At 73.4% G+C, this 12,984-nt stretch carries 10 protein-coding genes; 4 read left to right on the top strand and 6 right to left on the bottom strand.

Annotated features, from left to right (window positions below; genetic code table 11):
- Positions 1 to 29: 29 nt before the first annotated feature.
- From ACZ67M_RS04655 to rsmH, 4 genes are all read right to left on the bottom strand, one after another.
- Positions 30 to 1,550, bottom strand: coding sequence for a UDP-N-acetylmuramoyl-L-alanyl-D-glutamate--2,6-diaminopimelate ligase (locus ACZ67M_RS04655; RefSeq protein ID WP_385801710.1), 1,521 nt, complete (start codon positions 1,548 to 1,550; stop codon positions 30 to 32).
- A gap of 195 nt (positions 1,551 to 1,745) precedes the next feature.
- A complete protein-coding gene (locus ACZ67M_RS04650; protein ID WP_469849537.1) occupies positions 1,746 to 3,713 on the bottom strand; it encodes a peptidoglycan D,D-transpeptidase FtsI family protein in 1,968 nt (655 codons plus the stop codon).
- Positions 3,710 to 4,264, bottom strand: coding sequence for a cell division protein FtsL (ftsL, locus tag ACZ67M_RS04645; RefSeq protein ID WP_361361535.1), 555 nt, complete (start codon positions 4,262 to 4,264; stop codon positions 3,710 to 3,712). The genes ACZ67M_RS04650 and ftsL overlap by 4 nt, the downstream gene beginning before the upstream one ends.
- 61 nt (positions 4,265 to 4,325) lie before the next feature.
- Positions 4,326 to 5,282, bottom strand: a complete 957-nt coding sequence (rsmH, locus tag ACZ67M_RS04640; RefSeq protein ID WP_361361537.1) for a 16S rRNA (cytosine(1402)-N(4))-methyltransferase RsmH — start codon at positions 5,280 to 5,282, stop codon at positions 4,326 to 4,328.
- A gap of 425 nt (positions 5,283 to 5,707) precedes the next feature.
- Between rsmH and ACZ67M_RS04635 the strand changes: the two genes are divergently transcribed.
- The 4 genes from ACZ67M_RS04635 (at position 5,708) to ACZ67M_RS04620 (ending at position 11,290) form a co-directional block, all read left to right on the top strand.
- Positions 5,708 to 6,235 carry a beta-class carbonic anhydrase gene (locus ACZ67M_RS04635; protein ID WP_469849535.1) on the top strand — a complete coding sequence of 176 codons (528 nt, stop codon included), beginning with the start codon at positions 5,708 to 5,710 and terminating at the stop codon, positions 6,233 to 6,235.
- Between the two features lie 230 nt (positions 6,236 to 6,465).
- Positions 6,466 to 7,539: an AAA family ATPase gene (locus tag ACZ67M_RS04630; RefSeq protein ID WP_385801712.1), complete on the top strand. Its 1,074-nt coding sequence runs from the start codon at positions 6,466 to 6,468 to the stop codon at positions 7,537 to 7,539.
- Positions 7,539 to 8,903 (top strand): DUF58 domain-containing protein, encoded by a 1,365-nt coding sequence (locus tag ACZ67M_RS04625; protein ID WP_392009183.1) that lies wholly within the window; start codon positions 7,539 to 7,541, stop codon positions 8,901 to 8,903. Before ACZ67M_RS04630 ends, ACZ67M_RS04625 begins: the two co-directional genes overlap by 1 nt.
- A complete protein-coding gene (locus tag ACZ67M_RS04620; RefSeq protein WP_469849533.1) occupies positions 8,900 to 11,290 on the top strand; it encodes a transglutaminase TgpA family protein in 2,391 nt (796 codons plus the stop codon). The genes ACZ67M_RS04625 and ACZ67M_RS04620 overlap by 4 nt, the downstream gene beginning before the upstream one ends.
- A 133-nt stretch (positions 11,291 to 11,423) precedes the next feature.
- Here the strand turns inward: ACZ67M_RS04620 and ACZ67M_RS04615 are convergent, their stop codons facing one another.
- Complete coding sequence (locus ACZ67M_RS04615; protein ID WP_361361545.1) at positions 11,424 to 11,822, bottom strand: spore wall synthesis complex protein; 399 nt, start codon at positions 11,820 to 11,822, stop codon at positions 11,424 to 11,426.
- 278 nt (positions 11,823 to 12,100) lie between these two features.
- Positions 12,101 to 12,904, bottom strand: a complete 804-nt coding sequence (locus ACZ67M_RS04610) for a methyltransferase (protein ID WP_361361547.1) — start codon at positions 12,902 to 12,904, stop codon at positions 12,101 to 12,103.
- Between the last annotated feature and the right edge of the window lie 80 nt (positions 12,905 to 12,984).

Genomic DNA, 12,984 nt, shown 5'->3' with positions numbered 1-12,984 from the left:
CCCCTGGATCATCTGGGTCATTCGGGATCTCATCCCTGGGTCTTCTTGATGGCTTCGCGCAACACCTGGCGGTCGTCGAAGGGACGGACCACCCCGGCGATGTCCTGGCCCTGCTCGTGGCCCTTGCCCGCCACCAGCACCGTGTCGCCGGGCTCGGCCCGGGCGACGGCGGCGGCGATCGCGGCGGCCCGGTCCTCGAAGACCTGCACCTCGCCGCGCTCGTGGGCAGGCACGGAGGCCGCGCCCTGGAGCATGGTGGCGAGGATCGCGAGGGGGTCCTCGGAGCGGGGGTTGTCGGAGGTCAGTACGGCCGTGTCGGCGAACCGGGCCACGGCGGCGCCCATCGGCTCGCGCTTGGTGGTGTCCCGGTCGCCGCCGCAGCCGAGCACGGCGTGCAGCTTGCCCTCGGTCACCTTGCGCAGGGCGCGCAGGACCGACTCGACGGCGTCGGTCTTGTGGGCGTAGTCGACCACCGCGAAGTACGGCTGGCCCTCGTCCACGCGCTCCAGGCGGCCGGGCACCCCGGGCACCGCGGCGACGCCGTCGGCGGCGGTCTGCGGGTCCAGGCCCGCGGCGGCGAGGGCGACGATCGCGGCGAGGGTGTTCGCCACGTTGAAGGGTCCGGCCAGCGGCGACTTGGCGGTGACGCGCTCACCCTTGGGCCCGAGCACGGTGAACGTGGAGTCCAGCGGGCCGACCTCGACCTCGTCGGCGCGCCAGTCCGCGTCGGGGTGGCCCTCGGCGGAGTAGGTGACGACCGGGACGGTGGCCTCGTTCGCGAGGCGGCGCCCGTACTCGTCGTCCACGTTGACCACGCCGAGCTTGCTGCGCAGTGGCGTGAACAGCTGCGCCTTGGCCTGGAAGTAGTCCTCCATGCCGGAGTGGAACTCCATGTGCTCCGGGCTGAGGTTGGTGAAGACCGCGATGTCGAAGACGCAGGCGTCCACGCGGCCGAGCACCAGGGCGTGGCTGGAGACCTCCATGGCGACCGCCTCGGTGCCGCGCTCGCGCATCACCGCGAACAGGGCCTGGAGGTCGGTGGCCTCGGGCGTGGTCCGCTCGGACTTGATGCGCTCGTCGCCGATGCGCATCTCGACCGTGCCGATGAGCCCGGTGGACTTCGCCGTGCGCAGACCGCCCTCGACGAGGTAGGCCGTGGTGGTCTTGCCGGAGGTGCCGGTGATGCCGATCTGGAGCAGGTCGCGGCCGGGGTGGCCGTAGATCGTGGCCGCCAGCTCCCCCATCCGCGCCCGCGGGTCGTCGACGACGAGCGCCGGCAGGCCGGCGGCGGCGACGCGCTCGGCGCCGGACGGGTCGGTCAGCACGGCGACGGCGCCGAGGCCCTCGGCCTGGGTGGCGAAGTCGGCGCCGTGCAGGCGGGCACCGGGCAGGGCGGCGTACAGGTCACCGGGGCGGACGGCGCGGGAGTCATGGGTGATGCCCGTGACTCCGGCGGTGCTGTCCGGCGCGGCGACACCCAGCTGATCGGCGAGTTCCGCGAGGGGTGTGGCGGAGATCCGCACCGGCCGGGGCGGTCCCGGGTATGTCACGGGTTGGCCCTTCTGGGTGGTTTGGGACTGATCAGGGTGTGGCACGGCGGTGAGCGTACCGGGCGTACCGGCTTCCGGGCGAAGTGAGGGCTCGGGGCTGCTCTGGTTCCCGGGGTCGGGGGTGATCGTTGTCACGGGTGGTTCCTGGTGGCTCGGTACTGAATCGACGCTGGCTCGGTACTGGCCCGATGGGGGTCAGGGCTTGAAGGTGACCGGGAGTCTCGCGGGGGCGGCCCCGGTCGGGGGGATCTGAAGGGTCTTCAGGGCGAACTCCATGACCTGCTTGTAGATGGGTCCGCAGATCTGGCCGCCGAAGTAGCTGCCCTCGGTGGCGTTCTGGATGGCGCAGTAGACGGTGACGCGGGGTTTGTCGGAGGGTGCGAACCCGGCGAACGACGAGGTGTAGCCCCGGTACTTGCCGGTGTCCGGATCCACTCGGTTGGCCGTGCCGGTCTTGCCCGCCACGCGGTAGGCGGGGATGCGGGCCTTGGTGCCGGTGCCCTCCTCGTCGTCGACGACGGACTCCAGCATCTGCGAGAGGGTCTTCGCGGTCTTCTCGCTGATCACACGGCGCTTCTCGGGCTCCGGGGACGGTGCGAAGCGTCCGTCGGCGTCCTTGGTGCCGCGTACGAGGGTGGGTTCGACGCGGACGCCGCCGTTGGCGATGGTCGAGTACACGGAGGCCGCCTGGAGCGCGTTCAGGGAGACGCCCTGGCCGAAAGGGATCGTGTACTGCTGCGACGTCGACCACTGCTCGGGCGGCGCCAGGATGCCCTTGGTCTCGCCGGGGAAGCCGAGGCCGGTGTAGCCGCCCAGGCCGAACTTGCGCAGGTAGGAGTAGAGCACCTTGTTGGCCTCGGCCTGGGTCTTGCCCAGCTCGCCGGTGGCCATGATGGTGCCGATGTTGCTGGACTTGGCGAGCACGCCGTTGAGCGTGAGGTACCAGGTCGGGTGGTCGATGTCGTCCTTGAAGAGCCGGTCGCCGCGCTTGAGGCGGTTGGGGACGGTGATGTGGGTGCCCGGGGTGGCGGCCTCCTCCTCCAGTACGGCCGCCATCGACAGCACCTTGGCGGTGGAACCGGGTTCGAAGGCGTCCTGGAGGGCGGCGTTGCCCAGCGCGTTCGGGTCGGCGTGGGCGAGGTCGCCCGGGTCGAAGCCCGGCGAGTTGGCCATGGCGAGGATCTCGCCGGTGGCGGTGTCCTGGACGATGACGTAGCCGCCGTCCGCCTTGGACTTCTCCACCTGCTCGCTGATGGCGTCCTGCGCGGCCCACTGGATGTCGCGGTCGATGGTCAGCTCGACGTCGCTGCCGGGCACGGCCGGTGTCTCGGTGGAGCCGGCGGTGGGGACCTGGCGGCCGCCGGACTGCGCGTAGCGGATCTTGCCGTCCTCGCCCGCCAGCGTCTTGTCCAGCTGCCGCTCCAGGCCGCCGCCGCCCTTGCCGTCGGCGCCGACCCAGCCCAGGACGCCGGCGGCCAGGTCGCCGCCCGGGTAGACGCGCTTGCTGCTGGGGTCGGCGAAGACCCCCGCGAGGGCGTTGACCACGGACTTGTCCGTCTCCGCCTTCGTGGTGAGCGCGGACTTCAGGTCCTTGATCTGGTTCCAGACCTGCGGGGTCTGCCGACGGGCGAGGCGGACGTAGCGCAGCTCCTTGTTCGCGGGGCGCAGCCGCTCGACCAGGTCCTCCTGCTCCTGGCCGAGGATGGGCGCGAGGAGCGCCGCCGCCTGCTCGGGCCCGTCGGCGACCTTCAGCTCCTCGCGGGTGAACATCGTGGGGTCGGCGGTGATGTCGTAGGAGTCCACGGTCGTCGCGAGGGCGACGCCGTTGCGGTCGGTGATGCCACCGCGCTCGGCGGGCAGGGTGTGGACCACGTAGCGGTTCTGCTCGGCCTTGGCGGAGTAGGTGCCGGCGTCGACGGCCTGCACCTGGAGGAGCCGTACGACGAAGGCGGCCAGCACGAGGGTCAGCGCGAGGCCGATCATCCTGAGCCGCGGCCGGGGGCTGCCCAGCCGGATGGTGCGGGGCGCGGCGGGCCGGGGCGGGCCGGGGCGGCGGGCGGGCCTGGCGCCCGGGCCGGGCTGCCGCCGTCCGCCGGGACGGACGGGCCTCGCGGGTCCGGGCACACGGCGGCGCGGCGGTTCCCTGTCGGACACTTCCGTCACCTGCCGGGAGTCGGGGTCGGAGTCGGGCTCGGGGTGGAGGTCGCCGCCGCGGTGGGGCCGGCGGGCGTGGCGGCGGGGGCCGGGGGCGGCTGGGTGCCGACGGGCGAGGGGGTGGCCGTGGGCACGCCGCCGGGCGGCGCGGTCAGCGCCTCGGGGGCGAGGACCAGCGGGGTGGTCCCGGTCGGCGCGGCGCTGGGCGAGCCCTTGACGGTGCCGTCGGGACCGAGGAAGGCGGGGTCGCCGCCGGGGACCATGCCCAGTTCGCGGGCGCGGCGCTGGAGGGCCCGGGGGGCGGAGTAGGCGTCGATGTCGCGCTGGAGTGCCTGTTCCTCGTCGGTGAGGCTCTTGGTCTCCTGTTTGAGGTCGTCCAGCTGGAAGGAGCCCTCGCTCAGGGCGGAGTTCAGTACCAGAAGCCCGATGAGGCCGCCGCCGAGGAGGAGGACGACGAGGAGGACGAAGGGCGCCCGGGCCGCCTGGCCGCGGCCGCCGCCGGGCGGGAGGAGCCGGGCCAGCCGGGCCGCCCGCCCCTTCAGTTCGGGTTTCCTGCTCACTGACCCTCCCCCTCGGCCCGGGCGGACCGTCCGCCCCCGTGCCTGGCCTGCCTCGCTCGCTTCACCCGATGGACTCCCTGATGCGCTCGGCGCCGCGCAGCCGCGCCGGAGCCGCCCGCCGGTTCTCGGCGATCTCCTCCTCGGTGGGAAGTTCGGCACCGCGCGTGAGCAGCTTGAGCCGGGGCGCGTAGCGTTCGGGGACCACCGGGAGACCGGGCGGCGCGGTGTTGGCCGCACCGGCCGCGAAGACCTGCTTGACCAGCCGGTCCTCCAGGGACTGGTAGGAGAGCACTGCGATCCGCCCGCCCACCGCGATCGCCTCCACGGCGGCCGGGATCGCCCGCTCCAGGACGGACAGCTCGCCGTTGACCTCGATGCGCAGGGCCTGGAAGGTGCGCTTGGCCGGGTTGCCGCCGGTGCGCTTGGCGGCCTGCGGGAGGGCGGCGCGGATCAGCTCCACGAGCCGGGCGCTGTTGGTGAACGGCTCCTTCTCGCGCTCGCGCACGACCGCGGACACGATCCGCTTGGCCTGCTTCTCCTCGCCGTACGCCCGCAGGATGCGGACGAGTTCGCCGGGCGGATAGGTGTTGAGGACCTCGGCGGCGCTCATGCCGGACGTCTGGTCCATGCGCATGTCGAGCGGGGCGTCCTGGGCGTAGGCGAAGCCGCGGTCCGCCTCGTCGAGTTGCATGGAGGAGACGCCGAGGTCGAACAGGACGCCCTGGACGCGCGGGACGCCGAGCCGGTCGAGTACGTCGGGCAGCTCGTCGTAGACGGCGTGCACGAGGGTGGCGCGGTCGCCGTACGGGGCGAGCCGCTCGCCGGACAGGCGCAGGGCCTCCTTGTCCCGGTCGAGCGCGACGAGCCGGGCCTCGGGGAAGCGTTCGAGCAGCGCCTCGCTGTGCCCGCCGAGTCCCAGTGTGCAGTCGACGACCACGGCCCCCGGCTCCTTCAGGGCGGGCGCCAGCAGGTCCAGACACCGCTGGAGCATCACCGGGACGTGTCGACTCTGGCTCAAGTGGGGCGGCCTCTCAGGTCCGGCGCGGCGTCACGCACCGCCGGGTCCCCTCCCGCTCGCTCGTGAAGGGGAGCCCCGCCGGCGCCGGAGGCGTCGGCCGGCCGGGAGCGGGAGGAGGCCGAGCCGTACGTACGCGCCGCGCACGTGGGGAGAACTGGCGGGGCGTCGCCCAGGTCTCCGGGGAATTCAGTCCAGCAGGGAGAGCCTCGCCTCCCGCTTCGCGTCACTTTAGTCCACCCTGTCGCCCGGTCAATCAACCGGCCTGCGCGTCGCGGACGCCGCCGGACGGCGCGAATCGGCGCGGGTCGGTACTTCACTCGCACGGAGGCACCCGTACGGGCCTGTGGAGTGGCTCACAACAAGCCTCGTTGACGTTCTTTGTCCCTCTTCACAGCGGGCCTGGCCCATCGGTGACCAGTAACGTCATGGATATGACGACTTCTGCATCGGTTCCCGCAGGCTCCGCCACCGACCGGCTCGTCGAGGCCAACGCGCGCTACGCCGCCGAGTTCTCCGACGCCGAACTGGCGGGCCGCCCCGCACTCCACACCGCCGTCGTGGCCTGCATGGACGCGCGCCTGGACGTGACCGCCGCACTCGGTCTGCGCAACGGCGACTGCCACGTCATCCGCAACGCCGGCGGCGCCGTCACCGACGACGTGATCCGGTCCCTCGCCATCAGCCAGCGGGCGCTCGGCACCACCGGCGTGGTCCTCGTGCACCACACGGCGTGCGGCATGGAGACCCTCACCGAGGACTTCCGGCACGAGCTGGAGCTGGAGGTCGGCCAGCGTCCCGTCTGGGCGGTCGAGTCCTTCCAGGACGTCGACCAGGACGTGCGCCAGTCGATCGAACGGGTGCGCACCTCGCCGTTCCTGCCGCACACCGACGACGTACGTGGTTTCGTCTACGACGTGAAGACGGGACTGCTGCGCGAGATCGTCCCCGCCTGATCCAAGCCCCGCAAAGGCCGCAAGGCATGACAAAGCGCGGCCAGTTGTCCACAGGCGAGTGACACGAATCGGTAACGGCGGCAAGAATGCGGGAAGTGGTGTCGCGCGGAACTTTTTCCGCGCGGTGTCCGTGATTCGGGGTGGGCCGGTCCGCGCGGTGCGGGACCGGCCCGGCAAGTTGGGGTACCCCCGCTTCCCGGGAAGCGCGGGGAAAGGCCGAGGAGGGCCGGGTGACGACCTTTGACGACCAGGCGAGCCATGGAGGCAGCCCCGACCGGGCGTACGCGCGGGTGGGGGACGATCTGACCGCTGTCGTCGAGCGGGTGCGTGGTTCGGTCGAGGAGGTGATCGAGGGCAAGCCCGAGGTCGTGCGGCTCTCACTGACCGTGCTGCTCGCCGAGGGGCACCTGCTGATCGAGGACGTCCCGGGAGTCGGCAAGACCATGCTGGCCAAGGCGCTGGCGCGGTCCATCGACTGCTCCGTGCGCCGGATCCAGTTCACGCCGGACCTGCTGCCCTCCGACATCACCGGAGTCTCCATCTGGGACCAGCAGCGGCGGGACTTCGAGTTCAAGCCCGGCGCGATCTTCGCGCAGGTGGTGATCGGCGACGAGATCAACCGCGCCTCGCCGAAGACGCAGTCGGCGCTCCTGGAGTCGATGGAGGAGCGCCAGGTCACCATCGACGGCCAGACCTACGAGCTGCCCAGCCCCTTCATGGTGGTGGCCACGCAGAACCCGGTCGAGATGGAGGGCACCTACCCGCTGCCCGAGGCCCAGCGCGACCGTTTCATGGCCCGGGTCTCGATCGGCTATCCCAGCCCGGAGGCCGAGCTGGAGATGCTCGACGTGCACGGCGGGGTGAACCCGCTGGACGACCTCCAGCCGGTGGCGCACGCCGACGAGATCCTCAAGCTGATCGAGGCCGTCCGCGGCGTCCACGTCGCGGAGCCGGTCCGCAGGTACGCCGTGGACCTGGTCGCGGCCACCAGGAACCACCCCGATCTCAGACTCGGCGCCTCGCCGCGTGCCACGCTGCATCTGCTGCGCGCGGCGAAGGCGTCCGCCGCCCTGAGCGGCCGGGACTACGCGCTGCCGGACGACGTGCAGGCCCTCGCGGTCGCGGTCCTGGCCCACCGCCTGCTGCCGACCGCCCAGGCCCAGCTCAACCGCCGCAGCGCCGAACAGGTCGTCCAGGAGATCCTCCAGCGCACCCCGGTCCCCGCGGCGCCCCAGCAGCAGACCGGCTTCGGCGTGGGCCGCGGCACACCGGCATACCCCCAGCAGCCGCCGCGGAGGCTCTGATGGACGCCGGGGGGACGGACCGGTCGCACGACGACCGGGGCGAGAGCGGCGGGATCCGCACCGCCCTGACCGGTCTGACCACCCGCGGCCGCTCCTTCCTGGCCGCCGGAATCGCCGCCGCGGTCTGCGCCTACGTCCTCGGGCAGAGCGACCTGCTGCGGGTCGGGCTGCTGCTGAGTGTGCTGCCCCTGGTCTGCGCGGCCGTGCTGTACCGCACGCGCTACCGGGTGGCGGGCAGCCGCCGACTCTCCCCCGAGCGGGTGCCCGCGGGCAGCGAGGCCCGGGTGCACCTGCGCGTCGACAACGTCTCGCGGATGCCCACGGGGCTGCTGATGCTCCAGGACCGGGTGCCCTACGTACTGGGCCCCCGGCCCCGCTTCGTGCTCGACCGGGTGGAGCCGAGCGGTCGCCGCGAGGTGTCCTACCGGGTCCGCTCCGACCTGCGCGGCCGCTATCCGCTGGGCCCGCTGCAACTGCGGCTGACCGACCCGTTCGGACTGTGCGAGCTGACCCGGTCCTTCTCCACGTACGACACCCTGACCGTGATCCCGCGCGTGGAGGCGCTGCCACCGGTGCGGCTCAGCGGCGAGGCGAAGGGGTACGGCGAGGGACGGCAGCGCACGCTCGCGCTGGCGGGCGACGACGACGTGATCCCGCGCGGGTACCGCCACGGCGACGACCTGCGCCGCGTGCACTGGCGCTCCACCGCGCGCTACGGCGAGCTGATGGTGCGCCGCGAGGAGCAGCCGCAGCGCGCCCGCTGCACGGTGCTCCTCGACACCCGGGGCCTGGCCTACGAGGGCGCGGGCCCCGACTCGCCGTTCGAGTGGGCGGTGTCGGGCGCGGCCTCCGTGCTGGTGCACATGCTGGAGCGGGGCTTCTCCGTCCGGCTGCTCACCGACACCGGCACCTCGGTGCCGGGCGAGGGCACCGACGGCTTCGCGGGCGCGAGCCAGGGCACGGCCGACGCGGCCGGGCTGATGATGGACACCCTCGCGGTGATCGACCACTCCGACGGCACGAGCCTGTCCCCCGCCTACGACCTGCTGCGCGGCGGGAACGAGGGGCTGCTGGTGGCGTTCTTCGGCGACCTCGACGAGGAGCAGGCCGCGGTGGCCGCCAGGATGCGGCAGCGCAGCGGCGGCGCGGTCGCCTTCGTCCTGGACAGCGGGGCCTGGGCGCGGGGACCGGCCGACGTGCCCGGTCCGCCGGACAGGAGCGAGGAGCGGCTGCGGATGCTGCGCGAGGCCGGCTGGACCGCCGTGAGCGTTCCGTACGGCGCCACCCTGGAGGAGCTGTGGCGCCTGGCGGACCGGGAACGCACCGCCGTCGCGGCGGCGGCCGGCGGGGAGGGGACGCGATGAGCGGGCGGGCGCGGCTGGCGGTGTGCGCGTGGGCGGCCACCCTGATGGCGGCGTGCGCGCTGCTGCCGCTGGTCGAACCGGCGACCTGGATCCTGCAGGCCGCGGTCCTGCTGGCGGTGCAGGCCGTGGTGGGTGCGGTGGCGCGGCGGGTGCCGCTGGCGCGCCCGCTGACCATCGCCGCGCAGGCCCTGGTCACGCTGCTGCTCCTGACCCTGGTCTTCGCCCGGCAGCAGGCGTTCGCGGGGCTGATCCCCGGCCCGCAGGCCATCCAGCGCTTCGGCGACCTGCTGCGACAGGGCGGCGACGACATCGCCCGGTACGCCATCCCGGCGCCGTTGGAGTCCGACGGCATCCGGCTGATGCTGGTCGGCGGTGTCCTGGTGATCGGGCTGCTGGTGGACACCCTCGCGGTGACCTTCCGCAGCGCCGCGCCGGCCGGCCTGCCGCTGCTCGCGCTGTATTCGGTGGCCGCGGGGCTCTCCGAGGGCGGCGCCGACTGGCTGTGGTTCCTGGTGGCGGCGGTCGGCTATCTGACGCTGCTGCTGGCGGAGGGGCGGGACCGGCTCTCGCAGTGGGGCCGGGTCTTCGGCGGTGCGGCGCGCGCCCCGGGCGCCGAGCAGGGCGGCGCTGTCGCCCCGGTCCGCACCGGACGGCGGATCGGCGCGTTCGCTCTGGGCATCGCCCTGGTGGTGCCGCTCGCCCTGCCCGCTATGAACGGCGGGCTGCTGGACAGCGCCCGGACGGGCGTCGGCTCCGGGACCGGTGGCGGCGGCACGATCTCGGCGGTGAACCCGCTGGTCTCCCTGCGGGACAGTCTCAACGTCGACGAGAACCGGCAGGTGCTCTCCGTCCAGACGGACTCGAACGACCTGTCCGACCTCTACCTGCGCATCGTGTCCCTGGACGACTTCGACGGCACCACCTGGAAACCGTCCAAGCGGCAGATCACCGGCGTGCCGGACGGCTCGTTCCCCACCCCCGTCGGCCTCGGCCCCGACGTCCGGCGCAGCGAGACCCGGACCTTCATCTCGGCCGCCGACTGGTACGCGCAGGACTGGCTGCCGATGCCGTACCCGCCCACCGGCGTGCGCGTCGCGGGGAACTGGCGGTACGAACCGGTCGGCATGACCCTGGTCGGCGACCACGGCCAGAACACCCGCGGGCTGAAGTACGAGGTGCGCAGCCTGAACGTGCAGCCGACGGCGGAGCAGCTCGCCGCCGCGCCGCCGCCGTCGACCGCGCTGAAGCGCGAGTACACGCGGTTGCCGGACTCGCTGCCCGAGCTGGTCTCCAGGACCGCCCGCGAGGTCACCGCGGGCGCGGCGAACCCCTACGAGCAGGCGGTCAGGCTCCAGGAGTACTTCGCGGTCAACGGCGGTTTCGAGTACGACACCGAGGTCAGCGTCGGCAGTGGCTCGGAGGCGATCGCCCGGTTCCTGAGGGACAAGGAGGGCTTCTGCGTCCACTTCTCCTTCGCCATGGCGGCGATGGCCCGCTCCCTGGGCATTCCGGCCAGGGTCGCGGTGGGCTTCGCGCCGGGCTCTCCGCAGGCGGACGGTTCGGTGTCGGTGGGGCTGCGGGACGCGCACGCCTGGCCCGAGGTGTACTTCGAGGGCGTGGGCTGGACCCGCTTCGAGCCGACGCCGACGCGCGGCTCGACCCCGTCGTACACCGTGCCGGACACGCCGGGCAGTTCGGTGCCGGACCCGGCCCTTCCGTCGCAGGACAGCGAGACGGAGCCGTCGGCGGCGCCGTCGACGAGCGAGAGCTGCTCGGCGCAGGACAAGAAGCTGGACGCCTGCGACACCGAGTCCGCGCTGCCCGTGCCCGTCTCGGACGGCGGCGGCCCGAAGTGGTACGAGGCGCCGGCCTGGGCGCTGGCCGGTCTCCTGGTGCTGCTGATCCCGCTGTCGCCGATGCTGTGGCGGCTGCGTACCCGGGCCAGGCGGCTGGGGGCGCACGGCCGCGCCGACGCGGACGCGGGTCCGCACACCCTGGCGGTCTGGCAGGAGCTGGCCGATTCGGCGTGGGACCACGGGATCCCGCCGGAGGAATCGCAGACGCCCCGCAAGGCGGCGGCCCGGATCGTCCGGCTGGGCCGGCTCGATCCGACGGCCGCGGCGGCGGTGCACCGGGTCGCGGACGCGGTGGAGCAGGTGCTCTACGCGCCGCGACCGCGCCTGACGGCGGGGCTCGCCGAGGACGTCCGGCTCGCGACGGCCGGTCTGCGGGCGGCGGTCGGCCGCCGCACGCGGCTGCGCGCACGGATCGCCCCGCGTTCGGCCGTACGGGTGGCCTGGGCGCTCTCGGACCGGTGGACGGCTCTGAAACGGCGGGCCGCTGCGGCGCGGCCGGCGCTGCGGAAGACGACGGGACAGCAGGGCTGAGGGAGAGGCGCCGGGGCGGCGCGGGCCGTGCGGGGAGACCGCCGGCCGCACGCGGGGACACGTGAGGGGGTGACCACCCGGTCGGTGGTCACCCCCTCACGCGAATGTCCTGGTGAGCGGTTGCCCGGACGCGCTACTGGCCGCCCTGCTGCTCATCCCTGCGGCGCTGCCAGCGCTCGTCGATGCGGTCCATCATCGAGCGTTTCTGGCGTTGCTGGCGGCCCGCGGTCTGTGGTCCGGCAGCCGGCTGCTCGCCCGGCTTGGGGGCCTTGCGCCAGCCGGTCACGGCGAGCACCGCGCAACCCAGCATGACCAGGAAGCCCACCACGCTGAGCCACACCTGCTGGGCGACCATACCGGCCATGAGGAGCGCAATACCTACGAGGAAGCCCGCGACCGCCTGGTAGACCCGTCGCCGGGTGTACGTACGCAGCCCGCTTCCCTCGAGCGCTGTCGCGAACTTGGGATCTTCGGCGTACAGCGCTCGCTCCATTTGCTCGAGCATGCGCTGCTCGTGCTCCGAGAGCGGCACGGAGTCCTCCTCATCGTGCAGTCGCCGGGGCGACCCGGGGGGGTCCCTTCAGGATAGGCAGGGAATCGCCCCCGTGAAACCCGCCCCTCTGCGCCAATTGGCCAACCGGACTCCGTCATGGCCGTGCCGGCTCGCTGAAGTTCCCATTCCCCAGCGGCCGACCCGTCATGCCGGGCCGTCTCCCTCGATCATACGGCGAGTGGCCCCCGTTCGGGGGGCCTGTGGCGTACTCCATGTGCAGTCGCGCCCCTGATCAGCGGCGTACCCCACCCGGTCGCTCAGGTCTCGTCGGTCCCCGCGGTCTCACCGAGCACATGAAGCTGCGTGGCCACAGAATGGAAGGCGGCGAGTTCGGCCGCCGCGGCCTCCAGCTTCAACAGGGCGTCCATGGCGCCGGGCTCGGTGTCCACCAGCACGCCGGGAACGAGGTCGGCGAAGACCCGTACACCGTGCACGGCCCCGATCCGCAGCCCCGCGGCCTCGACCAGCCCGGTGAGCTGTTCGGCGGTGAACCGGCGCGGCACGGGGTCACCCGTGCCCCAGCGGCCGTTCGGGTCGTCGAGGGCCTGCCGGGCCTCCGTGAAGTGCCCGGCGAGGGCGCGCGCGAGCACGGCGCCGCCCAGGCCCGCGGCGAGCAGGCTGAGGACGCCCTCGGCGCGCAGGGCGGCGACCGCGTTGCGGACGCCCTCGGCGGGGTCGTCCACGTACTCCAGGACGCCGTGGCACAGCACCACGTCGTAGCCGCCGCGCTCGACCACGTCGAAGAGGCCGTGGGCGTCCCCCTGGACGCCTCGCACGCGGTCGGCGACGTCGGCCTCGGCGGCACGGCGCTCCAGGGCGAACAGGGCGTTGGGGCTGGGGTCGACGACGGTGACGCGGTGGCCGAGGCGGGCCACCGGCACCGCGAAGTTGCCGCTGCCGCCGCCGGTGTCGAGGACGTCCAGCGCTTGGCGGCCCGTGGCCTTCACCCGGCGGTCCAGGGCGTCCTGGAGGACGTCCCAGACCACGGCGGTGCGCAGGGCCGCCCGGGAGCGCGAGGGCTCGGAGCGCGGCGACGCGGGGTTCGGGCTCGGGTCCGGCACGGCAGTCGACTCCTCGGCGCGGCACCGCCTCGGACTCGGGCGGAGCGAACGGGCTGCCGCCCCCGCCCGCGTGGGAAGGG

The sequence above is a fragment of the Streptomyces sp. NPDC107500 genome, assembly GCF_055582785.1.
Note: the sequence above shows the minus strand (reverse complement) of the source record. Positions and strands in the feature narration are given on the sequence as shown.

Excerpts from the sequence above, each read along its gene's own strand:
- ACZ67M_RS04635 (WP_469849535.1), top strand. The coding sequence starts at position 5,708 with ATGGATATGACGACTTCTGCATCGGTTCCCGCAGGCTCCGCCACCGAC.
- ACZ67M_RS04625 (WP_392009183.1), top strand. The coding sequence starts at position 7,539 with ATGGACGCCGGGGGGACGGACCGGTCGCACGACGACCGGGGCGAGAGC.
- ACZ67M_RS04620 (WP_469849533.1), top strand. The coding sequence starts at position 8,900 with ATGAGCGGGCGGGCGCGGCTGGCGGTGTGCGCGTGGGCGGCCACCCTG.